This window comes from Alcaligenes sp. Lyrl_28 (genome assembly GCF_051948705.1).
Lineage (GTDB): Bacteria > Pseudomonadota > Gammaproteobacteria > Burkholderiales > Burkholderiaceae_B > Alcaligenes > Alcaligenes ammonioxydans.
This window is the reverse complement of the sequence record NZ_JAYJLG010000002.1, coordinates 222,246-246,756: the sequence shown is the minus strand read 5'-3', so window position 1 is coordinate 246,756 and position 24,511 is coordinate 222,246. Positions and strand designations below refer to the sequence as shown.

Annotated in this window: 24 protein-coding genes; 5 read left to right on the top strand and 19 right to left on the bottom strand. The window is 56.6% G+C overall.

What is annotated here, in order from left to right:
* Positions 1-192 precede the first annotated feature (192 nt).
* Complete coding sequence (locus tag VF694_RS05785) at positions 193-921, top strand: 16S rRNA (uracil(1498)-N(3))-methyltransferase (RefSeq protein WP_003803644.1); 729 nt, start codon at positions 193-195, stop codon at positions 919-921.
* A gap of 3 nt (positions 922-924) precedes the next feature.
* On the opposite strand, the gene VF694_RS05780 is transcribed toward VF694_RS05785, so the two are convergent.
* The 4 genes from VF694_RS05780 to VF694_RS05765 form a co-directional block, all read right to left on the bottom strand.
* Positions 925-1,392: a barstar family protein gene (locus VF694_RS05780; RefSeq protein WP_003803646.1), complete on the bottom strand. Its 468-nt coding sequence runs from the start codon at positions 1,390-1,392 to the stop codon at positions 925-927.
* Positions 1,392-2,588 (bottom strand): patatin-like phospholipase family protein, encoded by a 1,197-nt coding sequence (locus tag VF694_RS05775; RefSeq protein WP_003803648.1) that lies wholly within the window; start codon positions 2,586-2,588, stop codon positions 1,392-1,394. The genes VF694_RS05780 and VF694_RS05775 overlap by 1 nt, the downstream gene beginning before the upstream one ends.
* 8 nt (positions 2,589-2,596) lie before the next feature.
* Entirely contained in the window at positions 2,597-4,891 is a 2,295-nt protein-coding gene (locus tag VF694_RS05770; RefSeq protein ID WP_003803650.1) for an NADP-dependent malic enzyme, read from the bottom strand.
* Between the two features lie 227 nt (positions 4,892-5,118).
* Entirely contained in the window at positions 5,119-6,018 is a 900-nt protein-coding gene (locus tag VF694_RS05765) for a hypothetical protein (protein ID WP_003803651.1), read from the bottom strand.
* A 142-nt stretch (positions 6,019-6,160) separates the two neighbouring features.
* Between VF694_RS05765 and VF694_RS05760 the strand changes: the two genes are divergently transcribed.
* The gene (locus tag VF694_RS05760; RefSeq protein ID WP_003803653.1) at positions 6,161-7,321 is read left to right on the top strand and encodes a pyridoxal phosphate-dependent aminotransferase; all 1,161 of its coding nucleotides are present in this window, start codon (positions 6,161-6,163) and stop codon (positions 7,319-7,321) included.
* 60 nt (positions 7,322-7,381) lie between these two features.
* On the opposite strand, the gene VF694_RS05755 is transcribed toward VF694_RS05760, so the two are convergent.
* Entirely contained in the window at positions 7,382-8,221 is an 840-nt protein-coding gene (locus tag VF694_RS05755) for a lytic transglycosylase domain-containing protein (protein WP_003803654.1), read from the bottom strand.
* 95 nt (positions 8,222-8,316) lie between these two features.
* Between VF694_RS05755 and ubiD the strand changes: the two genes are divergently transcribed.
* A complete protein-coding gene (gene ubiD / locus VF694_RS05750) occupies positions 8,317-9,861 on the top strand; it encodes a 4-hydroxy-3-polyprenylbenzoate decarboxylase (protein ID WP_003803656.1) in 1,545 nt (514 codons plus the stop codon).
* Positions 9,862-10,004: 143 nt separating this feature from the next.
* Here the strand turns inward: ubiD and gloA are convergent, their stop codons facing one another.
* Positions 10,005-10,412 (bottom strand): lactoylglutathione lyase, encoded by a 408-nt coding sequence (gene gloA / locus VF694_RS05745; protein ID WP_240208985.1) that lies wholly within the window; start codon positions 10,410-10,412, stop codon positions 10,005-10,007.
* A gap of 92 nt (positions 10,413-10,504) precedes the next feature.
* Positions 10,505-11,428 carry a LysR family transcriptional regulator gene (locus tag VF694_RS05740; RefSeq protein ID WP_230406254.1) on the bottom strand — a complete coding sequence of 308 codons (924 nt, stop codon included), beginning with the start codon at positions 11,426-11,428 and terminating at the stop codon, positions 10,505-10,507.
* 317 nt (positions 11,429-11,745) lie between these two features.
* On the opposite strand from VF694_RS05740, the gene VF694_RS05735 reads away from it, so the two are divergent.
* Both VF694_RS05735 and VF694_RS05730 read left to right on the top strand, forming a co-directional pair.
* On the top strand, positions 11,746-13,125 hold the full coding sequence (locus VF694_RS05735) for an MFS transporter (protein ID WP_003803661.1): 1,380 nt from the start codon (positions 11,746-11,748) through the stop codon (positions 13,123-13,125).
* 242 nt (positions 13,126-13,367) lie between these two features.
* On the top strand, positions 13,368-13,802 hold the full coding sequence (locus VF694_RS05730) for a hypothetical protein (RefSeq protein ID WP_003803663.1): 435 nt from the start codon (positions 13,368-13,370) through the stop codon (positions 13,800-13,802).
* 66 nt (positions 13,803-13,868) lie between these two features.
* Here the strand turns inward: VF694_RS05730 and VF694_RS05725 are convergent, their stop codons facing one another.
* The 12 genes from VF694_RS05725 to upp all read right to left on the bottom strand — a co-directional run bounded on the left by VF694_RS05725 (position 13,869) and on the right by upp (position 24,453).
* Positions 13,869-15,179, bottom strand: coding sequence for an amidase (locus VF694_RS05725; protein WP_440163902.1), 1,311 nt, complete (start codon positions 15,177-15,179; stop codon positions 13,869-13,871).
* Positions 15,160-16,332, bottom strand: coding sequence for an oxamate carbamoyltransferase subunit AllG family protein (locus VF694_RS05720; RefSeq protein ID WP_440163900.1), 1,173 nt, complete (start codon positions 16,330-16,332; stop codon positions 15,160-15,162). The genes VF694_RS05725 and VF694_RS05720 overlap by 20 nt, the downstream gene beginning before the upstream one ends.
* A gap of 9 nt (positions 16,333-16,341) precedes the next feature.
* A complete protein-coding gene (locus VF694_RS05715) occupies positions 16,342-16,956 on the bottom strand; it encodes a hypothetical protein (RefSeq protein ID WP_003803670.1) in 615 nt (204 codons plus the stop codon).
* A 47-nt stretch (positions 16,957-17,003) separates the two neighbouring features.
* Positions 17,004-17,876 carry an NAD-dependent epimerase/dehydratase family protein gene (locus VF694_RS05710; RefSeq protein WP_003803672.1) on the bottom strand — a complete coding sequence of 291 codons (873 nt, stop codon included), beginning with the start codon at positions 17,874-17,876 and terminating at the stop codon, positions 17,004-17,006.
* A gap of 20 nt (positions 17,877-17,896) precedes the next feature.
* Positions 17,897-18,862: a PDR/VanB family oxidoreductase gene (locus tag VF694_RS05705; protein ID WP_003803675.1), complete on the bottom strand. Its 966-nt coding sequence runs from the start codon at positions 18,860-18,862 to the stop codon at positions 17,897-17,899.
* A gap of 18 nt (positions 18,863-18,880) precedes the next feature.
* On the bottom strand, positions 18,881-20,104 hold the full coding sequence (locus VF694_RS05700) for an aromatic ring-hydroxylating oxygenase subunit alpha (protein ID WP_003803678.1): 1,224 nt from the start codon (positions 20,102-20,104) through the stop codon (positions 18,881-18,883).
* A gap of 452 nt (positions 20,105-20,556) precedes the next feature.
* Positions 20,557-21,435, bottom strand: coding sequence for a LysR substrate-binding domain-containing protein (locus VF694_RS05695; RefSeq protein ID WP_003803680.1), 879 nt, complete (start codon positions 21,433-21,435; stop codon positions 20,557-20,559).
* A gap of 159 nt (positions 21,436-21,594) precedes the next feature.
* The gene (locus VF694_RS05690) at positions 21,595-21,984 is read right to left on the bottom strand and encodes a hypothetical protein (RefSeq protein WP_003803681.1); all 390 of its coding nucleotides are present in this window, start codon (positions 21,982-21,984) and stop codon (positions 21,595-21,597) included.
* On the bottom strand, positions 21,981-22,370 hold the full coding sequence (locus VF694_RS05685; RefSeq protein WP_039943748.1) for a phage holin family protein: 390 nt from the start codon (positions 22,368-22,370) through the stop codon (positions 21,981-21,983). Before VF694_RS05685 ends, VF694_RS05690 begins: the two co-directional genes overlap by 4 nt.
* Positions 22,371-22,520: 150 nt before the next feature.
* Positions 22,521-22,838 (bottom strand): DUF883 family protein, encoded by a 318-nt coding sequence (locus VF694_RS05680; RefSeq protein ID WP_003803683.1) that lies wholly within the window; start codon positions 22,836-22,838, stop codon positions 22,521-22,523.
* 145 nt (positions 22,839-22,983) lie between these two features.
* Positions 22,984-23,700, bottom strand: coding sequence for a hypothetical protein (locus VF694_RS05675; protein ID WP_336579814.1), 717 nt, complete (start codon positions 23,698-23,700; stop codon positions 22,984-22,986).
* 102 nt (positions 23,701-23,802) lie between these two features.
* Positions 23,803-24,453: a uracil phosphoribosyltransferase gene (gene upp / locus VF694_RS05670; protein WP_003803685.1), complete on the bottom strand. Its 651-nt coding sequence runs from the start codon at positions 24,451-24,453 to the stop codon at positions 23,803-23,805.
* Between the last annotated feature and the right edge of the window lie 58 nt (positions 24,454-24,511).

Genomic DNA, 24,511 nt, shown 5'->3' with positions numbered 1-24,511 from the left:
AAGCTCATTGGGGCGGCGGCGCGACAATTCCGGCTAGCGGACGGCTCACGGCCCTGATTAGTTTATAAAACGCGCTATTTTAGCATTGCTGGCGCTAAATCGCCCTCACTTGCGCTGCGGCCTTGCGCTTTCTTCCCCCAGCCCAGGTACGGTATGCTTGTGCGGTTTTTTTACCCTTGATGGTGTCCTGATATGGCAGCTCCCCGTTTTTATCATCCCTTTGCCCTGACGGCCCACACCGAGATCGCCCTGCCCGACGCCCTGGCGCATCACGCCATCCGGGTACTGCGTTTAAAAGATGGGCAGGACATCGTCCTGTTTGACGGACTGGGCACCCAATTTCCCGCTACCTTGCGCATCGAGGGCAAAAAAGGGTTTGCCAACCTGGGGGCGGCCGAAACACCCGTACGCGAACTGGCTGGCCGCATTACCGTCCTGCAAGGCATTGCCTCCAGCGACAAAATGGACTGGATTATCGAAAAAGCGGTGGAAATGGGAGTGAGCTGCCTGGTGCCGATTCGCGCGCAACGCAGCGTGCTGCAACTGAGCGCGGAACGGCAGGCCAAACGCATGGTCCACTGGCAGCGGGTCATCGAGTCAGCCAGCGAGCAGTGTGGCCGCAATCGTCTGATGGAACTGGCGGCGCCGCTGAGCTTGTCCGACTACTTTCGGGATGCCCGAACGGGTCTGCATCTGTTTTGTGACCCTGATGCGCCTCAGCAACTGGCACAAGCCATAAAGCCGCAGGACCAGGCCGTCACCATTTTGATTGGCCCCGAAGGCGGCTGGTCGCCCGAAGAACAAAAAGTGGCGCTGGCTGCCCAGGCGCAGGCCATTCGCTTCGGGCACCGCGTACTGCGAACCGAGACCGCTGCCTTGGCGCTGACGGCAGCGATCAGCGCCTTGCAAGGCTGGGAATAAGGCTTATTCCTCGTCCTGGCTGGAGTAGGAGGCAGGGGTCTCGCCTGGTTCCGGATCAGGATGCTTGCCGGCATGTAAAACAACACAGACAAAACGGCGCTCGTTGTTCGAGGCCCAGGCATGCACATCCTCACACACGCCCAAGATAGCCTGGGCGTCTTTTTCCAATGCGGGATCGCCACTGTGCAGGTTGTCCAGCCACAAGGCCAAACCAGCCTTTTGATCCAGTACGGTATCGCACAGGCAATCGTAGAGCGCATCCAGATTGCCACCAAAAAATTCAGGGTAATCAACAGCTTTGGCGACTGCTCGCAGCACAGCGGAGCGATTGCGCGCACGATCGCAACTTACTTCCAGGGCAGTGAGCCCCTGGTCCTGTGCCTGCTTCAGAAAATCAGCAGCCGTCAGGCCCGTTGCGTCGAGCACGCCGCCTTGTTGCAAAGCCTCTTGCAAAGTCAGGGATTGGCTCATCAGGACGCTTCCTTAAAAAACGCTAATACTTCTTCACGACGACTCATGGTATCGGTCTTTCCTAACTCGATCAGCTCTTGGGTGTAGCCGGACTCGAATAACAAATATGAAATTAATGCACCGCCTGTGGTCGGACCGGACTTTGAAGATACACCAAGTACTCGAAATAGGGTACGTGCAGCAGTTGGCATCTGATGAATATGCCGGGTGGCAATTTCATCCAGCGAGCGGCTGGGGGTGATGGCAAACGTGCTGACAGGACGCAGCGATTGGCTTTGTAATACATTTGCAGGCATATAGGCAAGCAATGTATTGATCCGCTCCATACGTTCAATATCCGTTGACACACTATCGAGGAATATGTTGGACAAGGCATAGCCACTGATCTGCGCCAAAGAGGGGTATGGCGGGTCTGCACATTCTTGCTCGTGGTACGTGTTGTCCGCATATCCCGTCCCCACAATCAAGACTTTATGGGCGCCCAGATGTATGGCCGGACTGATGGGGGCCAACTGACGCATAGTGCCGTCACCACACCATTGAGTTTGCTTACCCACTTGCAGTGACTGCGCCGGAAACATGAAGGGAATGGCGCTGGAAGCCATCAGATGGTCCACTCCGATGACGCCGGGAATGGCGCGACGCAGATTGCGTGTCCAGGGGCGAATGCGCTCATCCGACTGGTAAAAAGTCAGGTGCTCGCCAGTGGTGTAGGCGGCAGCGGTAATGGCCAGCGCCCCCACATGCTGCTGGGCCAGATTGCGTTGCAGGCGCTCAAAGTCCAGGCTCTGTTCCAGCAACTCGCGCAAGGGTGAGTTGTCCAGCATGGAGTGCGGCACATGATCGCGTAGACGGGGGGCCAGCCAGCCCAGGGCTAGCGTGGCTACCCAATGCGCACTGGTGGCCAGCAACTGCAAGGGGTCGGCATGAAAGATGTCATTGGTGCGCAAGGACCCCCACAGCTGTTGTATATGGTCGACAGCTTCGTGCGGTTTATCTGCGCGGCAGGCCAGACCGGCCGCATTGATGGAACCGGCCGACGAGCCGCAAATAATATCGAAAGGATTGCTGAACTGGGGGTTGCGCTCCGGGTCCAGCAGCTCCAGCAGGCCGGCCAGCACCCCGGCCTGATACGCGCCGCGCGCCCCGCCCCCGTTCAGGATCAAGGCCAGCGGGGCGGGTGAGCGCTGAATCATGATCCGTATCAGCCTTCAGTAGCGACGTTGGCATCCACCACCGTGACGGCCGTCATATTGACGATACGGCGCACTGACGAGGTCGAGGTCATGATATGAACCGGTGCCCGGGCTCCCAGCAGGAAAGGGCCAATTGCCACGTTACCACCCGCAGCCGTCTTGAGCAGGTTGTAGGCAATATTGCCCGCTTCCACGTTCGGGCAGACCAGCAGATTGGCCTCGCCGCTCAGGGCCGAGGTCGGCAGGATCTGATGACGGGCCTTTTCATCCAGAGCGCAGTCGCCGTGCATTTCACCATCCACTTCCAGGCTGGGGTCGAGCTGGCGCACGCGCTCCAGCGCACCGCGCATGGTGACCGCTGCGGGCGAATTATTGGTCCCGAAATTGGAACTGGACAGCAGAGCCACCTTGGGTTCGATATTGAACTGGCGCATTTTACGCGCTGCCGCCAGGGTGATCTCGGCCACCTGGTCCGAATCGGGATCGTGGTTAATGTGCGTATCGGTCAGGGCCACACTGCGCTCACTGAGCAATAAAATATTCATGGCAGCATAGGTTTTGACACCCGGTGCTTTGCCAATGACCTGGTCCACCAGTTCCAGGTGATTTTCGTAACGTCCCACTGTGCCACAGATCATGCCATCGGCATCGCCCAGATGCAGCATCATGGCCCCGATCAGGGTCGGGCGACGCCGCATTTCCACGCGAGCCATCTCTTTGCTGATACCGCGACGCGACATGATTTCCCAGTAACTGGTCCAGTAACGGTGGAAGCGATCGTCCTGTTCGGGGTTGGTCACCTCCACGTCAATGCCCAGACGCAGACGCAGACCATAACGTTCAATGCGCTGTTGCAAGACAGCGGGACGGCCCACCAAGATGGGACTGGCCAACCCCTCATCCACAATAATCTGTACGGCGCGCAGGACGCGTTCGTCCTCGCCTTCACTAAAGACCACACGGGATTTGGCACCATCTTGCACCAGCCCCCGAGCCAGTGAATAAATTGGCTTCATGAAGGAGCCGGATTTATAAACAAACTGGCGTAGCTGATAAATGTAGTTGTTCAAGTCCGCTATGGGACGGGTCGCCACGCCCTCTTCCATCGCCGCTTTGGCCACGGCCGGAGCAATACGCACAATCAGACGCGAATCAAAGGGACGAGGAATGAAGAAGGACGGACCGAAAGAGACCTCTTCCAGCCCATAGGCAGCCGCAACGCCCTCATCCTGCTCTTCGCGTGCCAACTGGCAAATGGCCTGCACAGCGGCTTTTTCCATGCCCCGCGTAATGGTGGTGGCCCCCACGTCCAGCGCCCCACGGAAGATGTAGGGGAAGCACAATACATTGTTGACCTGATTCGGATAGTCCGACCGGCCGGTTGCCATGACCACATCATCACGCACGGCGTGGGCGTCTTCCGGCAGGATCTCGGGATTGGGGTTGGCCAGAGCCAGAATCAACGGTCGGGCCGCCATCTTCTCCAGCATCTGGGGCTTGAGTACGCCACCGGCGGACAGCCCCAGGAATACATCGGCCCCCTCGATCACCTCACTGAGGGTACGGGCATCGGTCTGCTTGGCAAAACGGGCCAGTTCGGGCACAGGATTGCCGGAGCGACCTTCGTAGAGCACGCCATCAATATCCGTAACCCAGATATTTTCCAGTGGCAGCCCCATATCAATCATCAGGTCCAGGCAGGCCAGGGCCGCCGCACCCGCACCGGACGTCACCACCTTGACTTGCTTGATGTCTTTTTCAACCACGCTCAAGCCGTTCAGAAAGGCAGCGGTGACGCAAATGGCCGTGCCATGCTGATCGTCATGAAAAACAGGAATGCTCATGCGCTGGCGCAGCTTGCGCTCGACTTCAAAGCACTCGGGCGCCTTGATGTCTTCCAGGTTGATGCCGCCAAAGGTCGGCTCCAGACCCGCGATGATGTCGACCAGCTTGTCGGGATCGGTTTCATTGATCTCGATGTCAAACACATCCAGACCGGCAAAGCTCTTGAACAGCACGGCCTTGCCTTCCATGACGGGCTTGGAGGCCAGGGCGCCGATATTTCCCAAACCCAGCACGGCGGTACCGTTGGAGATGACGCCGACCAGATTGCCCCGCCCGGTATAGCGAAAGGCGTTTTGTGGGTCCTTGACGATTTCTTCACAAGCGGCTGCCACCCCGGGCGAATACGCCAGCGCCAGATCCCGCTGGTTCGATAATTGCTTGGTCGGCGTGACCGAAAGCTTTCCGGGCCTGCCCTGTTCATGATATTCCAGAGCTGCTTTCCGAAAATTGGCGTCCATGCTGTTACCCACTCAAAAATCCATTTAAAACGGACCGGGATCGCCTGAAAGCGGCCATTGTCTAACAGCGTCCATTCAAACAGACCTGCAGCCTGTTCAAACCGTCTGCCCTCATCTGCCCTGCTGACAGCCTCCATCCCGGTCGCCTTGCCGAGCCTTTGCGGCCCAGGCAGGAACCATTCTAGCCCTTGAGTTACATCAGGGGTCAAGCACGGGCCAGGACAAACTCACAGCATCTGGCCAGGATAAGAAAAGCGGTCGGTGGGATCAAACAGGGCCTTGATGCGGCTATCCACATCCTGGGCCTGCCACGGCTGCTCCTGATTGGGCCAGGACCAGTCTTGCGGGTCCGAGCCACTAAGCACGGTCTCATCCAGCACCAGCCACTCCACCCAGGCCAGATCACCACCGTGGCCCAACATCAGATGCGCCAGATTGATGCCATCGCCGTCACGTGGTTCGAGCGCATCCAGGCGGTAACGGCAGGGCCAATGCTCCTGACGCAGGGCCTGCGTGTCGGGCTCGCCCATCAAGCGAAACAAAGCGGGGATCAACTGCTGCATACGCAGGCTGTCCAGAGGGTTACGGTTGTCCTGTCCGAAGGGGCCCAGCGCCGCTTGTGTGTTGTCCGCCAGAATGACCGAGCAATGCAGAACACCCGACAACGCCGTACGACCACTGGGCCAATCATGCTGACGACGGTCAGCCAGCCAGGCGGCCACCGTCATGCCGGCAGGCGCAGTGGCAAGCCCCTGAAAGCCTTTGGCCTCCATCTCTCCGAGCAAACAACCCGGCTGAACAAACCAGCGATTGGAGTTGGGTTCCAGACGGTCGCAGCGTGCCATTTGTCGACCCGGAGCCAGAACAATCACCGGACCATCCGTCTCGCTAGCCTGCGGCACACCCTCCAGACACACCGTGACCCCATACTCGGCGGCCAGCGTCAACACCATATGCACGTCCGCGCTGGAAGCCGGCTCCAGGCGCGCCTGTTCATGATCCGGCTCCGCACTGAGCAAGGACCACTCGCCCTGAACCCGGGCTTTCAGACGCGAACAAAATGACTGCCAGGCCGTCTGGGGAGGACGACGACCCATCAAAAATGCACGCCTGGACGAAGAAACCATAGACTTTTCCTGCAACAAACCTACACTTGAGGCCAACTGGCCCGCCGGCTTGCACCCTTCTTGAGCATGCGCACCTGCCACAGCCACCTGACGCCCTTTTGAGCAAGGTCCTACAATACACTTTTTACCCGAGATTTGCCGTATGTCCCGCCTCGCCAGTCGTACCGAACACGTTCTTCCTTTTCATGCTGTTGAACTCTTCAAACAGGCCAATGCCTTAAAGGCCACGGGCCGCGACATTATCAGCCTGGGCATAGGTGAACCGGACTTTACCGCCCCGCAAGCCGTGGTCGATGCGCTGCATCAGGCCAGCAATCAAGGCCTGGGCCAGTACACCGCCCCAGCGGGCTTGAGCGCCTTGCGCGAGCGCATCGCCCTGTATTACGAACAGCAGTTCCAGGCCCGTGTCGACCCGTCTCGCATCGTGGTCACGGCAGGGGCTTCGGGCGCCCTGTCACTGGCGACCCTGGCCCTGATCAATCCCGGCGATGAAGTGCTGATGCCCGACCCCTCCTACCCGGCCAACCAGAACTTCATCATGGCAGCGGGCGGCACAGCCCGTCTGATCCCCGCCTCGGCAGAAGGACGCTTTCAACTGAGCGCCCAGCACATTCGCGATCATTGGGGTCCCAACACGCGCGGCGTGCTGATTGCCTCGCCCAACAATCCGACAGGTGCCACAATTTCCCGCCCAGCCCTGCAAGAGCTGATCAAGGAAGTGCGCGCCCGTGATGGCTTTATCATCATGGACGAGATTTATCTGGGTCTGTTTTACGAACAGGCGCCCCTCAGCGCCTTGACCTTGGATCAGGACATTATTGTTATTAACAGCTTTTCCAAGTACTTCCACATGACGGGCTGGCGTCTGGGCTGGCTGATCCTGCCCTCCTGGATGACCGAAGCCTGCGAGCGCATGGCCGCCAGCCTGGCAATCTGCGCCCCCTCACTGGCCCAGCATGCCGCCCTGGCCTGCTTTGAGCCGGAAACCATGGCGATCTACGAAGAACGCCGTCTGGCTTTCAAGCAACGGCGGGACTACCTGCTGCCCGAGCTGGAGCGTCTGGGTCTGCGCGTGCCTGTCCGCCCGGATGGCGCTTTCTATATCTATACGGATATCCGTGAATACAGCCAGGACAGCGATGCGTTCTCGCAGCAATTGCTGCACGAGGCCGGTGTGGCAGCGGTACCGGGCCGAGACTTTGGCACCGCTCACGCGCCCTATACCTTGCGCCTGTCCTATGCCACCGGCATGGACCGCCTGCAAGAGGCAATCAGTCGTCTGGGCCAGTTCCTGGGCCGCTAAGCCCCGCTCTGGGCCCGGCCCTCAGACGCCCAGACACTCGTTACCTCCCATCCGGACCGCCTAGCGTGTCCGGACCGGGATACCGGAGGCCAGGGCAATACGGCGACGCTCTGCCAGCACTTTGGCCCCGTAACCACCATCGCTGGGGCCGGTGGCCCCCACATAACAGGCTAGTCCCCCTTCAATGGAACCACGGCGACGGATACAGTCGGACAAAATCTGACCGCCCACCCGGATATTGGCCTCAGGGCTCAATACCGCCAGCGTGCCCTCCATATAGATATCAAACTTCTCTTTATGGACTTTAGTCATGACCTGCATTAGCCCTTGGGCCCCCACATGACTTTCTGCATAGGGGTTGTAACGTGACTCAATGGCGATGACGGCCAGAATCAGTTGCGGGTCCAGGTTCTTTTCCTTGCCCACAATAAAAGCCGTGTGGATCAGGGCCCCGGATACCGAGTAGGCGATCTTGTACTTGCGCGCCAGGTAGCTGCGCAAGGCCTGCTGCTGGGCGGCTGTCACGCCTGCGATGGGCTGCCCCGTCACCGAGGCACGCAGATTTTTCATAAAGCCCTGATAGGCAGAAACCGCCTGCTGCTGTTCCGTCTGGGTCAAATCCTGGCCATCTTCAGACAGGGCCGGCTGACTCGTGTCTGCCGGCCAGACCGCCAGACTGTACGCATCGTATTTCACCGCCTCGGGGCGCAGGGTTTGCACGAGACCGGTATAAAGCTGGTTAAACTGAGCACGCATGGAAGGTACAACCACACAGGCTGCAATCGTCACCAGTACGGCTATGCCCAGATACATGGCACACACATGTACAAACTCGCCGATGCGATACGTCAGGGTACGGGCTGAGCGACTAAGTACATAGTCCATATCTTGGAAGCCCATGGGTTCATCCTTAGTATTGCTAACTGCCCGATGTTAACCTTAGAACCTGTTCAAGGTCTTAACCAAAATATCTGCAAGCGGAGCCCCGTTCTTCTGTGAAATACCGTGACTTGAGAGACTTTATTGCCCAACTGGAAGCCAGGGGCGATCTGAAGCGGATTACGCAGCCCGTTTCCACCTCGCTGGAAATGACTGAAATCAGTGACCGGGTACTGCGTGCCGGTGGACCGGCACTCTTGTTTGAGAATGCCCAGCATCAAGGCGTCAAGGCCGCCATGCCGGTCCTGGCCAATTTGTTCGGTACGCCGCAACGCGTTGCCTGGGGGATGGGCGCGCAAGAGGTGTCGGCATTACGCGACACAGGCGAACTACTGGCCAATCTGAAAGAGCCGCAAGCCCCCACCGGCATGCGCGATGCACTGTCTAAAGTGTCCATGCTCAAATCCGCCTTGTGGGACATGAGCCCCAAGCACGTACGCTCTCCTGCCTGCCAGGAAGTCGTACTGGAAGGCAAGGATGTGGACCTGAACCAGATTCCCTTGCAACTGTGCTGGCCTGGTGACGTCGCTCCCTTGTTGACCTGGGGTCTGGTCATTACCAAAGGCCCACATGCCAAGCGCCAGAATCTGGGCATTTACCGCCAGCAACTGATTGGTCGCAACAAGCTGATCATGCGCTGGCTGTCCCATCGCGGCGGAGCACTGGACTTTCGCGACCACGCCCTGACAAATCCCGGCAAACCCTTCCCGATTGCGGTTGCTCTGGGGACAGACCCAGCCACCATTCTGGGGGCGGTCACACCTGTCCCGGACAGCCTGTCCGAATATCAGTTTGCCGGGCTGTTGCGCGGCTCACGCACCGAAGTTGCCAAGGCACTGGGCAGCGACTTGTCCGTGCCTGCCTGGGCCGAAATTGTGCTGGAAGGCCATATCCTGCCCAGCAATCACCCGGAGGCCCTGACACCCGACGTGCCTGAAGGCATGAAACCGCCTGCCGACAGCCACTACGAAATGGCGCTGGAAGGCCCTTATGGCGACCACACTGGTTACTACAATGAGCAGGACTGGTTCCCGGTCTTTACGGTCGAGCGCATTACCATGCGTCGCAACCCGATCTATCACAGCACCTATACCGGCAAACCACCTGATGAGCCTGCTGTTCTGGGTGTCGCGCTGAACGAAGTCTTTGTACCGTTGCTGCGCAAGCAACTGCCCGAAATCGTGGACTTCTATCTGCCACCCGAAGGCTGCAGCTACCGCCTGGCTGTGGTGTCCATACGCAAGCAGTACGCGGGCCACGCCAAACGCGTGATGTTCGGGGTCTGGAGCATTCTGCGCCAGTTCATGTACACCAAGTTCATCGTGGTCGTGGACGAGGACGTCAACACACGCGACTGGAAGGAAGTGATCTGGGCCATGACCACCCGCATGGACCCGGTGCGCGATACTGTGCTGGTCGAGAACACCCCTATCGACTACCTGGACTTTGCTTCGCCCGTCTCGGGACTGGGTGGCAAGATGGGCATGGATGCCACCAACAAGTGGCCGGGAGAAACCCAGCGCGAATGGGGCACACCGATCAAAATGGATGAGTCCACCAAAAAGAAAGTGGATGATATGTGGGGCTCGCTAGGGCTGTAAGGCAGAGCGCGCGTTTAGCCCGTACGCATCAAACGCAACAAAGACCATCACCGCAACGGTGCATGGTCTTTGTTTTATTGGGTGCATTAAGCCGGCACACCAAGCAGGCCGGCCGCCTGGCCTTCCCAATGCGCCGGTCAGGCCTAAGCCAGCGGCTCCACCAGCTCAATCAGGTAGTCGTCGGGATCAAATACGAAAGCAATCGTACGTTTGCCATGACTCATCTGCTTGGGTGGGGTTTTGATTCTGACCCCCTGCTCCTGCAGATAATCCACTGCCTGATGCACGTCCCTGACCATCAGGGCCAGATGACCGAACGCCCCGCCTTTTTCATAAGGTTCGTCTTGATCCCAGTTCCAGGTCAGTTCCAGGCTGGACTGCGTGCTCGGGTCAAAGCTGAGAAAGACATTGGTGAAACGGCCGGATTCATAATCCGTGTGACGCACTACCTGCATGCCCAGAACATCGCGATAAAAAGCCAGCGATCGGTCCAGGTCCAGCACACGTAGCATGACGTGATCCAGGCCAAACTGTATTGTGGAAGTACTCATAGCAGGGGACGGGTTTAAAAACTGCACTGTAGCAAAACAGCCCGCCCTGCATCATGACCGCTCATCAAGGGTCCATGAGAAATACTCAAGCCTCAGGCTCGCGCCGTCATCAGCTCCGAGGTAATGGTCTGGATGAATAAAGGCACGCAAGGATTGGCATTGCTTTCCTGCCACATGATGTTGATAAAGGATTGCGGATGCTGCCCGGACAAATCCAGATCAATCGCCACCAGATCACGGTGTACATATTTGCGCAAGGATTGCGACAAAATGGCGATGCCAATATTGGCCGCCACCATGCTCATGATGCCGGTAATAGTGCTGGCTTCCTGCACAGAGTTGGGGTGAAAACCGGCATGTCGGCACAATGAATAAAAGTAGCGGCGCCAGACCTGCCAGTGTGTCTTGCTGCCCACCACAAACCGCTCATGGGCCAGCTCGACCAAGGGGATGGACTTTTCCCGGGCCAAGGGATGATCGCTTTGCAACAGCACAATCGGGTCATCATGACACACAGGCTTCCACTGCACGCCCAGCTCTTCGGGATCATCCGAGAAGGCAAAGCCAAAACCCAGGTCCAGACTGCCTTGCTGCAAGCCCTGAATTTGCTGCTGCGTGGGCATATATAACAAATCGGTTGTGATGTTTGAATATTGCTGCTTGAAATGTTCCAGCGTTCTGGGCAGCACGTCCTGCACCGCATAGTCATTGTAGGCAATGATCAGATGCCCAATATCGCCAAACTTGGCTTTCTGAGCCAACTCGATGCCGCGCTCCAGATGCACGAACACCTGTTCAATTTCCTGCAGCAGCAAAAAACCAGCCGCCGTGAGCCGGACCTGGCGGGTGCTGCGCTCAAACAGATCCACCTGCAAATCATCTTCCAGCTTTTTGATGATGCGCGTCAGCCCCGGCTGCGTGATATGCAGCAGCTCGGCCGCCTTTTTGAAATGCAACTGTTCGGCCACCGTTTTAAAGGCCCGCAGATGATGCAAATCCAGGCGTGCGGGAATCATGATTTTGCTCATATTTTAGATTGATAACATCGCGGTCAATAATAGTGCGTGAATAGTGAATGGACAAGCGATTGGCAGAGGATTAGCTTATCTAGCACGCACTGGATGGCGCTTTGCAAGCAGGCCAGGACCGGATGCCCAGCCCTACAAAAAGGAGGAACTCATCCTGTTGCAGCCGGTGCTCTGATCGAGCATCCAACCAATACCAATACGAATAAAAGACAGCCACACACGCCAGTAAATAATAAAAAACCAGCTACCCCCACAGGGTTTGATTTCAAAAAACAGATAGTCCCAATACTTGAGGAGACATAAGTATGCAAAGGGCAAACACGGTGGCCGAATCGGAACATACCGAGACCGGTCACATTAAAAAAGTAATGATGGGTTCAGCGGCCGGCACGATCGTTGAATGGTTTGACTTTGCCTTGTTCGGCTATATGGCCGTTTACATTGCACAGAACTTCTTCCCTTCGGAAGACAAGATGGCCGGCTTGCTGGCCACCTTTGCGGTATTCCTGGTGTCCTTTATTGTGCGGCCTCTAGGCGGCATCTATTTCGGCAGACTGGGCGACCGGATTGGCCGCAAGAAAATCCTGGCCCTGACCGTCTTGCTGATGTCCGGCTCGACCGCGGCCATTGGCATGATTCCAACTTATGACAGTATTGGTATCTGGGCACCGGTTTTGCTGATTATCATCCGCTGTATCCAGGGGCTGTCGGCCGGTGGCGAATACACAGGCGCCACCATCTACACGGTTGAGCACAGCCCCATGAACAAGCGTAATTCCTACGCCTGGGCCATGTCTGGCGCCACGTACTTTGCATTTGCGCTGGCTGCCGGTATCAGTGCCGGTCTGGCTGCGATTGTGGGTACCGACGCCATGGGTGACTGGGGCTGGAGGATCATCTTCCTGCTGGCCATCCCCATGGGTATTGTGGCCTTCTTCATCCGCGATCATCTGGCCGAATCGCCCGAGTTTCAACAGATGCGTGCAGAGAAGAAAGGGCAGCTCAGCTACAGCGCCTCCCAGGTATTCAAGGCAGAGGGTTCCAATATTGTGAAGCTGGGCGGCTTCATTGTGCTGTACGCCCTGTCTTTCTATATCTTCTCCACCTACATGAACACCTTTTTGCGCACGGTCATTGGCTTGTCCTCGGTCCAGTCCCTGACCGCGAACATGGTGGCCCTGCTGTTTGTCACCGCCCTGACCCCCATTGCCGGCGTGATCTCGGACCGGGTGGGCCGCCGTCGCATGATGCAGTTTGCCGCTGTCTGGCATGCGCTGTTCACCATACCGGCCTACATGATCGTCAGCAAAGGAGCGTCCCTGGAAGCGGCCATTTTCGGCATGCTGATCATTGGTATCGGGCAGGTGGCCGCCAGTGTCGTGGCCGTGACCTTGCTCTCGGAGATGTTCCCCACCGACATGCGCTATACCGCCTCCAGCATGTGCTACAACATCACCTTCGCCATTTTTGGCGGTACGGCGCCCTACCTGGCCATCTGGCTGACCACCCAGACTGGCAGCTACCTGGCTCCGGCTTTTTACGTCACGATCGTCGCGGTATTGTGCTTTTTCTGGGTTACGGTTCTGATGCCCGAAACGGCCAACAAGCCGCTACGTCGCTATCACACCGAACCGGCCCATGATGCCAAACCGGCTATCAACATGGGCAAGGCAAGCGCCAGCTAGGCTTTCCCTCTTTCTGCCAGCTTTCCGCTATCAACAGCCCTGCTTTGCAGGGCTGTTTTTTTACGAAACAATTTGATTTACATTAAAAGCCAGTCTTCTCAAGGTGATTCTATCTATACCTAAAGCCATATTCCCATGCCAGCTTCTATAGAATAGCCTGTTGAAGCGCGCATCAAATATAGACTGAGTCCTTGCCCTAAGCAGACTGAAAAGCGCGTTTGCACTGCCAAGGAATTTGCACCATGACCACTGTCAGCCTGACCAACGTAACTGTAAGCAGCGACCCCGCCTCGCACGTCCAAGGGTGGCTGACGGTGCAGTTCAGCAACGGCTACAGCATTCAGGCCTACTGTCCGGACAGCCAGGACAACTGGGCGCAAGGAGCCCGGACACTGTGCGAACTGGGGAACAGCAATGGTTTGGCCCCCACCCCGGTCGACACGCTTCTGTTGCAGGCAGGCCCGAATGGCAACTATCTGGTCCTGCAGGCGGACTTGCCCAGGCCTTCCATTCCCATGACCTACGCGCGACCCGCTAACGAACACATCTATATGGAACTGGCCGATAAGGAACAAAGTGTGTTCAGCGCCGACTTTCTGGCCATTGCGGCGATTATCGGCGGAGCACTCTACGGTTTGAAGTGCTTATTGGAAAAATACTTACTGCCTAAACTGTAAAAGCGCAGCGTCAAAAAAAACGCTCTGTTTTTACAGAGCGTTCAAAAGAAAAAAGAAAACAGGAAATTACACGGCCAGAACCGAATCCGTACTTAGAAAATGTTGCTGAAACTGCAGCGCCTGCAGCAGCAAATCATCATCCTGATGCGGCTTGCCGATCAACTGCAAGCCCATCGGCATTTTCTGGGCATAACCCAAAGGCAGGGAGACCACGGGCAAGCCCAACAGTTGCCAGGCCCGGCTCATGAATGGCACCCCGGTGCCCTCGGTTTTACAAGGCGCTATCCCTGCTGCCGCAGGTGCCAGGATGAAATCCGCCCCTGCCTGTTCGAACCAGTCCAGCAGCCGCTGTTTGAGTGTATCCGCCCGCCGCAAGGCCGCGATGTAGTCCTTGTAGGGAAAAGCCAGTCCCATACGAATCAAGGACTGCACATGGGCACTCAAGCTGTCATGGTGCTGTTGTTCATACACCAGATTGCGCGCCACCTCGTAAGCCATGATCTGGGCGTGCAATGACGTCAGCTCAACAATGCTGTCCTGCAAGGGAAAATCCACACACTGATGCCCCTGCCCGATCAGATCCTGCTGGCAGGCCTGGAGGGTCTCCAGCATCTTGTCTTGAACCTCGCCCAGTGCCTGGCCGGTAAACATCGTGAACACACTGCTGCTCTGGGTGCCTGGCGCCGCCAGATTCAACGGTTTGTGCAATAGCAGATTACGCAGCAAAAGCGTATCCAGCACATCATTGCTGAGTATCCCCAGCGAATCCAGCGACTGCGCCAAGGGCTGAATATTGCGTAAGGAAAACTCATTGCGGGTGCCTACATAGCCTGTGCAACCGCAATAAGAGGCGGGTCGTATGACCGAGGCCGCCGTCTGTGTGCCAAAGGCGACCGGCACCATGAAATCAGCGACAGCGGCAGCAGAGCCGCTGGACGAACCACCGGGTGTGCGCTCGGCATCATGCGGGTTGTTTGTCTTGCCTGCCTGAAAGTAAGCAAACTCGGTCGTGACCGTCTTGCCCATCAAGATGCCGCCTGCCGCTTTGATTGCGGTAACACAGGAAGCATCCATGTCTGGAATCCGATCCTGGTGAATGGCCGATCCCATGCTGGTGGGAATGCCCGCCGTGTCAATCACGTCCTTGACCGCAAAGGGCAGGCCCATCAAGGGCGAGGCCTTGTAAAAATCGCTGCGACTTTCGTATTCGGCCAGATAGTCTTCTTGATCAATCAAATACTGCCAGGCGCCGATCTTGTCATCACGTAGGGCGATACGCTCATAGAACGAGGCCACGATCTCGGGCAGACTGGCCTGACCCGAATGCAGAGCATGCAGCAATTGATGCAAAGGCAGCTTAAACCACTGTCGTTTCATTGTGCCACTCCTTGAGAGCCTGCAATAAAGAGGCGTCCACCGTCGCCACCCCGCCGCCAACACGACCACGCTCGCCAGCACCGTCAATCATGCCCAGCAGCACCAACGGTCCGGTATCGCTGGCCATCACTTGCGCAAAATCGGTAATGCCGGGGCGTCCGGCCAGAAAAGGCAAGCGAGTCTTCAAGAACAAACTTTGACGCGTCAGATAATCCGAGGGCAGGAATGCCTGCAGATTTCTGGCACTGATACTGGCCAGATCCAGACACTGACCACCCAGTCCCACAAAATCCACCACGGCACTGTCACCCAAGGCACCCAGTGCGTTCGCCTGCTCATGGCCGGGCTCTTTATTGCCCGCAATGACAGGAGCATCCGTCACCAACCAGCTCGTGGAGCCGGCCAGCTGCAAACCAAAACGCAAACCATTGCCCCCCACTTTAACAATGGCGTTAGCGCCATCGGCAGGTGTCTGATATGCCAGGATCAGCGCGCTGGCCGCCATCCAGTAATTCAATGCCCAGGCCATCGCGCCATGCAGGAAAGTCTGACTGGCCTCATCATTGATGCCCCAGGAGACAATAATGTCGGCCAGTTGCCGGGAAGCATGCAGGGTCCGCGCATGGCCATCATCACCATTTAGCAAGGACGCCTGAACGATGGGTGCCAGTTCTACCGGCCCCTGGAACTGCGCGGCCAGCCGTGCACCCAAATCCTGATGCAGCCAACGCAGATGCAGCACCATCTCATCAGCAAAAATACCCAGTCGGGTGCACCACTGCATGCCCTCATTGAACACCGAGTATTTTTTGTTCTCGGGCCGATTGCTGTCGCTGACCTCGATCAGGCACATGGACGGTGTCGCAACGCCGGCCAGCGGCACGACCACCCCATAATCCTGAGCGGGGGCCAGCTGCACGCCGCCCGCCTCCAGCAAGGCTTGCGCCTCTTGCTTGCTCGTGGCCCACCCCTCGTACAGTATGCCAATCAGGACCGAGTTTCGTATCGCAGCAGGCAGTTCCTGCGCATCCCGAAACGGTGGCCCGGCATGCAAGACCAGGCGGTCTTGCGAAGGCAAAATGGATTGCAGGGACCGCACCCCCGTCCAGGCTGGCATCACGGCCAGAGCCTGTGTCTCTACATGCTGAGCCATCTCGTCTCCTTATGCCACACGCACCCAGGTCTCGCTGTTCGCCAGACTGGCGGACTGCGCACGCGAGCCGTTAAAGTCACGCTCGATGGTGTTGCCCGGCAAGGCCGTGCCATTGATCAGCACCTTGGCTTGCTGCGCCGGGTGAAACACACACATCATTTCGTGCTTCTGGGTTTGGGTCTGGCTTTGCGGCAGATCCACGCAAATAGCTGGTTGCGTCATTTGATGCCATTGCAACTCCACCGTCAGACCAGCACGGGCGGAGGTCACAGACTCGCTGACCAGTTCCGGGAAACGGTTCACCGTCTGAAAAACGCCGTCATCAAACACCTGCAACCTGTCCAGCGCCACCGCCTTGCGAAACAGGCCGAAATGGCGCACAAAATCCTGCACCAGATAGTGGGCCAAGGGCTGGTTGTCCGTGATCAGCAAACGCGCGTCATTGTCCTGTCCGTCCTCGTAGGGCTTGTCCAGAACCAGAATGGCCTGGCCGCTGCCATAAGCCGAGCTGGCAATGCGAAAATACAGGGACAAGGACGACCAATCCTGCTCAGGGTCGGTCTTTAAATAAATAAAAGGGTTGTCGCCTGTCCAATCCAGCGTACCGGTTTTAATACCCGTCATGCTCAAGTCTCCGTGTTCAAATTATTCATCATGGGTACCTGGGCCCGTCAGGCCAGGTCTTTTTCCACCGCGTATTGCTCACGCAGGTGCTGGAAATCCGTACTTGGCTGCCATCCCAGAATTTCCTTGGCGGCCTGGCTGCTGAAAATAGAAGCACGAGGATTGTTCTGATACCAGCGCGGGTTCTTGATTTCAGGCACAGGACCAATAATCTGCTGATACCAGTCTGTCGTTGCCAGGGGGTGGGAACTATCGTCTGCGCTGATGAAAAACACGCCGTAGCGCAGACCTTGCAGATTCACGGCCGCCTCAAAGGCGCGTGCCAAGTCCGCTGCCCAGATGTAATAAAACAGCCAGTTACGGTCGGGGCTGTCCACAAACTGGATATATTCGTGAATGGTTTCGGGCAACACCACGGCCAGCGGACGCAGGCAGATAATCTCCATATCCGTGGCCTCGCTGAAACTCTTGGCCATCTGCTCCATCATGATTTTGCTGACGCTGTAAGCCTGATAAGGTTTGTTGTCGTGAGCTTCATCCACGGGCAGATACTGGGGCTTCCAGTCCGCCCGCATTTCCGACAGGCCGCAGGCGGAGATGCTGGAACACAGCACCACTTTTTTTACGCCATTTTCCCGACAAGCTTGTAGTACATGCCAAGTGCCTCGTACATTCACATTGATGTACTGCTCCTCGGGCGCTTTCCAGTCAAAATCGATAGCGGCCAAGTGAATAACCGCGTCCGCATCCTTGGTCGCGGCACGAACCGCGTCCAGATCCATCACATCGGTTTGCACAAAGGAAACCTGATGCTGGCTGGGCTTTAAGTCCGCCACGACCACATCCATGGTCTGCATCAATTGCTGTACGACGTACGAGCCCACACGGCCCGAACCGCCTGTAACCACCACTTTCTTCATGGTGTTTCTCCTGTTTATTGTTATAGATCCAATACCAATTCAGCCGACACGGCACGCGAAACACAAATCATCATGGTTTCATTGAGCTGGCGTTCCTGCTCAGACAGCACAAAATCACGATGCTCCGGCAGACCGGCAATCACCCCAGTTTCACAAGTCCCGCAAGTTCCGTTCTGGCATGAGCACTTGACCCGTATGCCTTCCCGTTTCAAGGCCGCCAGAATCGTTTCATCCCCGGCTACCGCAATGCGTTTGCCCGATTTTTGCAACGTCACGGTAAAGCTCTTGCCCTGCAGCATGGCTGGATCGGTCTCCACCGAGAAACGCTCCAGCACCAGTTGCCAGCCACTGTCGGCCTGTTCCTGTTGATAGTTTTCCAAGGCCGTCAGCAACGGCTGCGGACCGCAGGAATAGACGACGGTTTGTGCATCCAGCGCTTTCAATGCTCCTTGCAGATCAAACAGGCCGTCCTGATTGGAGGCATGCGTGGTGATGCGCTGGCCGTCCACCTGCTGCAGTTCTTGCAGAAAAATAAAATCTGCTGCGTTTCTGGCCAGATACAACAGATGCCAGTCCAGGCCAGCGGCTGCAGCCGCCTGAACCATGGGCACAATAGGCGTGATGCCTATGCCACCGGCAATAAAAAAGCACTTCTTGTTGGCAGCAAAGGGGAAGTGGTTTTTCGGCAGACTGACAGCCAGCGCATCCCCTTCTTGCAACACTTCATGGATGTAGGCCGAGCCCCCTCGCCCCGCGTCCTCTTTCAGAACGGCAATCTGCCATTCACGGGTGTTGGCCTGCTGGCCACACAGGGAATACTGACGGTATAGCGGCTCGCTCTGCGAGACCGCCAGCTCCAACTCAATATGGGCCCCCGGCTCCCAGGCGGGAAACTCGGCCCCGTTTTGCAAACCCAGGGTCAGACCGACGACACGGTCCGAGAGCCTGGTTTTCTTCAGCACGCGTGTTTGCAAAGTTTGCTGCATGATGCGGCTCCTGCTCCCTTAGGCGATCGCTCTGATCGGCAACACCCGGCTTTGTTCGTCCGCACGACGCTCTTCGGCGCGGTACAGATCGATCAGCCAGTTCTGCAAACGCTTGATGACCAGCTCTTCGTTGGTCAAACGGCCACGGGACGCAAAGTTGGACTGCATGCCTTGATGCGAACGACGCCAGGCAAACAGATCCTCGATCATGACGGGGTACAGATCGTCGTGTTCCTGATCGAACTTCTCTTTGTGGTCCTCACGCTCCAGCGTGGCTTGCGGGTACATCCAGGACACACCATAGGTGGACTGCTGGGCACTTTTGGGCAACCACATGAAATACTTGACCTTGTCGGGCATGGCCACCAGCAACAGGTTGGGGGCCACCGTCACGTAGGAAAGCTGGGTACGTTCCTGGTCGGTCAAGCCATCCATGGGCGGCTGCAAAATGGAGCCGGTATGGGTGGGTGCAGCATCTCTATGTGTGGAGATGAGGTTGTAGGACACAATGCCATTGGGCACATCATTAAAGACAGCGGTTTCATCCACCCGGTCCGGATTGGTTTCATACATGCCTCCCCAGGACGAGGCGTGCAAAAAGCTGCAGTGATAGCACTCGTCATTGAAGATCTTCCAGTTCCAGTCGAAGCTCTCCATCTTCAAGGGTTCCGAGGACTTCAGTTCGGCCATGCGGTAGTTGGCCAACTGCTTGCCCAGATTACCCAGACGGGTATGCAAAGCGGGCGCGGTGGCGTCATAGTTGATGAAGATGAAGCCTTCCCAGACCTCGGTGCGGATCTTGGGCAGACAGACACTCTTGGGGTCGAAACTGGCGTCAGTATCCGTCAGGCCGGGAGCCGAAACCAGTTCACCTTCCATGTTGTACACCCAGGCATGCAGGGGGCAACTGATGCGACGTACATTCCCCGCCCCTTCCAGCAACAGCATATTGCGGTGGCGACAGACGTTGGACAGGACATTGATCCCGCCTTCACGCGTGCGAATGGCGAACAAGGCATCATTGCCTACATCAAAGGTGAAGAAGTCTCCGGCATTGGGGATGTCGGTTGCACGGCCCACACAGAACCACTGCTTCTTCCACACAGCATTCAGTTCAAACTGAAAAAACGCTTCCGAGGTAAAACACTCGGGAGGCAAGGCAAAAACCTCGTCGGTTTCCTGCTGAAAATAGCTGCGGTCAAATTCTTCAATCGCAATCGGCGAGCGCACAGCATGATTCATCTCGATATCTCCTCTGGTTTGCATGAGCACCATGAATGGCTTTTATTTGGTCAGGCCCATGATGCGACAGGGAGTGGCGCTTGAAAATTGAGTAAATTTGACGGAACGATGAGTTTTTTTTGTTGTTGAAACGAAGGAAGGAGAAACGGAAGGCTGCAATCGTTGCGGATTGAGAACGACCAGTCCGGCCTCAACCCCGATTCAAGGTCTGCGGAACGGCCGCTGGCAAGTCCGCTCCATGCCTGAGGTGAGCAAAATAGCGCGCAATAAAGGGCTCACAAGCCCGATGCGTTGCAAGAACGGCCTCCCAAGCCTCAAGCATTACCTTAGAGACTAGGGACAAAGGGATAGTGACAGTGGCAGTGGCAGTGGCAGTGGCAGTGGCAACCCCAGTAAAACTGAGAAAGTCCCATCACTGAACGCCAGCCGGGGAAACGCTCCGACCCTACCGCCTAGCGGATTGCAATGGACGCCACCCAATCCACAAACTCCTGCTCCTGCCGACTATGATTCGCCTCTTTGGGATAAGCCAGGAAATACGCGTATTCATCCAGACAAACATCGAACAGCTGAACCAGTTCCTTTTTCTCGATCAGTGGCTGCAACAGAGCCGGACAACCCAGCATCACCCCTTGACCGTTCAGAACCGCATTCAGGCGTACATTCGTGTCATCGATATGAAAGCTCTTTTTAGCCGTCAGTTCCTGACCAGCCGCCTTGCGTAACCACTGCTCCCAACAGAGTTGATTCTCTTCGTGAATCAGCACATGCTGGTTGAGATCTGCCGAAGACCTAATCTGGCCATGCGCCTGCAAATACGATGGCGCACACACGGGCGTCAAATTACCGGGGATGATGCGCAAAGTCTGTAAGTGCGGCCAGTCCCCCTGCTTGCCCCAGACAATCGCAAAATTGATGTTGTCTCTGAAGAAATCCGGCGCCTGCAAGCTATGCAGTAAATTAATTTCAATATCCGGGTGCTTCAACCAGAAGTCACACAGCTGCCTGGTAAACCACATGCTGGACACAAAGGGGCGCAAGGACAGATTGATGCGGCTTTTGCCGTGTGGCATACGCAATTCGCGCAAGGCCTGATTGATCTCGTAAAAAGGCCGCTGCAAACGATCAAACAGAAACTGCCCTTGATCCGTCAGCTCCAGGGAACGGTTTTTGCGCAAAAACAGTTTGCAGCCCAGATACTCCTCCAGCACTTTGATCTGATGGCTGACCGCTGAGGGGGAGACCAGCAAATCCTCGGCTGCCTTGGTAAAGTTCAGCCTTTGCGCCGATACCGTAAAAGTTCTTAACGCATTCAGTAATGGCACCTGCATGACGGGCGATGTCTCCTGGGGTGGGTCTAGTTCAATTGGAATTATTGATTATCGGGAGCATAAGCCCTGCTGCCCTCAAAAACCAGTCGGGCAGAATGCAAAGCCAGGATCAGACGCAAAAAAAACCGGCCGGAGCCGGTTTTTCAAAATACGCGCCACTTACTCGTCCACGCGGGGACTGCGTCGCACGGGAACCAGAACATTGCGGGCTTTTTCACGCGCTGATTTGGACGAGTCGTACAACTTCCACGCTCCCAGGGCCAGAGCGCCAATCCGCATCCAGCGCCCACCCAAACTGCTCAGCAATGCCGATGCACCGGAGAGCAAAAACGGATAACGACGCGACAAAGACAACGCATTACTAACCACGCCGCCCATGCTCAGACCAGAAGGTTTGACACTGTTCCACAAATTGCCAGGGCTTAAGTCCTGCCCCAGCGAATGGACCTGGGACGATAAAGTCTGGCGCTCCAGGGAGGCGCGCACTCGCAACAATTCAATACGCACAGCCCGCTCCTGGGCAGACATGCTCTCTTGTTTGATGCTCATTTACCGTCTCCTTCGGTATCCCGCAAGCGCTCAATAAATGCAACATCGCGACGCAACTCGGACAAAGTGGCCGAAAAAGGAATCGGACCGGAGGTCAAACGACGGCGTACCGCCATGAACAGACCCACTCCCAAACCCGCATACAGCACGACCAACACGCCCAGAGCCCAGTAGCGATATTCTGTCGGCCAGAAATACAAAGCCAGCAGCAAGCTGAACACCAGCACTGCCAGCGTTGAGAAGAGCAGCGCGCCGAACACCATGCTAAACAGCGTGATCAGGCTCGCCTTTTGCTGGCCAGCTTCCAGAGCGAACAGCTCCAATCGAGTACTGACGGCCCCTATCAAGGTAGAACCAAGCTGACTGATAGTTTGCCTTAGCGCCATGTTTTATTCCTGCTCTGCGACATCCTGCCATTGCACGCAATGTCAGGAGCCTGATTGCGAAGAGGCTGCCGATCCGAACCGGAAGGTTCGGATCGGCAGGGCTACTTTTTCTGCTGCTGAAACCAGTCAGCAGCGCAGAGCACAGACAGATTAACGACGGCTGATCAGCATGCCGAACATCAGGCCCACAATACCGGCCACGCCGATGGCTTGCCAGGGTTTGTCATGCACATAGTTATCGGTGGCCTTGGCCGCACGAACACTATGCTCAACCACCGCTTCCTGGGCATCATGCAGCGAATCGCGGGTCACACGCAATGAACGCAAAGCTCGCTCACGGAGCTCTCCAGCTTTATCGCCCGTCGCTTCGGCTGCTTCACGCATCAGTTGCTCAGCTTCATCCAAGCTCGCTTTCACTTCCTCGATGAATTTGTCTCCGCTGTTTTCCAGACTTTTCTTGGTAGCCATAAATAACTCCTTGCAGTTGAAAGGGACACGCGACAAATACGTATCGCCAAGTGAATGACGCCATCACAGCGCCGCACAAAATTCTTTAACCCGCTCTATTCAGGATAAAGATACTCCGTAAACCTGCAACGGACGCGTCGCAAGCTTACTTCAAGTGGGTCACGTCTACCGTAGACGGTACACCATTCTGAATGCTTTCCTGCTTCATCACCATTTGCACTTCCGGGCAGTACCAATCGGTAACCTGAGAATTAATACCCGGAATAGGCAGGCTGATGCCGCTGAAACTGGCTTGGGTAGGCTCGATCTCTCGCTGGTAGCGAATCGGCCAGCATTCGTAATTGCCCAAGGCCGTCTGCACCGTCTGCAGGGCGCCCACCGTTTTGGCACCAGTATGGACACGCAGCACATTGGACTGGGCTCGTTTGTCCAGATTGATCTGGAAGTCCTGGCGGGGGAAGGTCTGGCCTTCCTGCAAGCCGCCGTGCTCGTAGGAAAACAGCCCCAGCAAACGCAAGTCAAATGAACCGTGGACCGCTTCCAAGCCACCTCGGCCATCGTCACGCTGAAAGCGGGTACGACCATCACGCACTGTCATGACATAGTCAATATTGGGCTTGCTGGCCGGTAAGCCAGCCAGGGCCACACTAGCCTTGCCCTGTACGCGCGCCTGACACTGGTCGCCCCCCTGCTTTTTCACGTCGGAAAAAGCAAGGTCTGCGCCCATGGCCAGAAAACCCGAACCCGTCAATTGAACCTGGCCGCCATCACGCATGAAAGGGACGTCGCACAGACCGGCCTGAGCCGAACCCAGGCCCGATATCACCAACAGCGGAGCAGCCATCCAAGCTTTCAGTTTCATGCACATCCTGAATTCAGTGAAACGTAGGTTTGACTCTTTATTATGCCTATCCCCTCTAGGGGACGAGCAAGGGATTGTAAAAAAGCGCGACAAGTTCCCGGCCTACACCTCGCCGTCCTGCACTTTTTGACGGGTGCCGAAAATACGGTCCCCCGCATCCCCCAGGCCCGGCACAATATAACCATGCTCGTCCAGGTGCTTGTCAATGGACGCGGTATAGATATGTACGTCAGGGTGGTGTTTTTCAAGAGTGGCAATGCCTTCAGGCGCTGCCACCAGCACCAGGGCGCGAATGTTCTTGCAGCCTGCTTTCTTCAGCAGATCGATGGTGGCAACCATGGAACCTCCGGTTGCCAGCATGGGGTCGATAATCAGGGCCAGGCGCTGATCCAGCTCCCCGACCAGACGTTCCAGATAGGCCTGGGCCTCCAGGGTCTCTTCATTTCGGGCGATGCCGATCACGCTGACCTTGGCACCCGGAATCAGGTTCAACACCCCGTCCAGCATGCCAATACCGGCACGCAAGATGGGAACCACCGTCACTTTCTTGCCTGCCAGCTTTTCCACTTCCACATCCCCACACCAGCCTTCAATCGTGGTGGGCTCCAGGGGCAAATCCTTACAAGCCTCGTAGGTCAGCAAGGAGGCGATTTCCTGGGACATTTCGCGGAAATTTTTCGTGCTCAGATCTGCCTTGCGCATCAGGCCCAGTTTATGGCGGATCAAAGGGTGACGTATTTCGTGTATGGGCATGATTGCTTCATCAAATTAGGAACAAACTACAAACAGGGCCGCTGCACAGCAGCCCGCA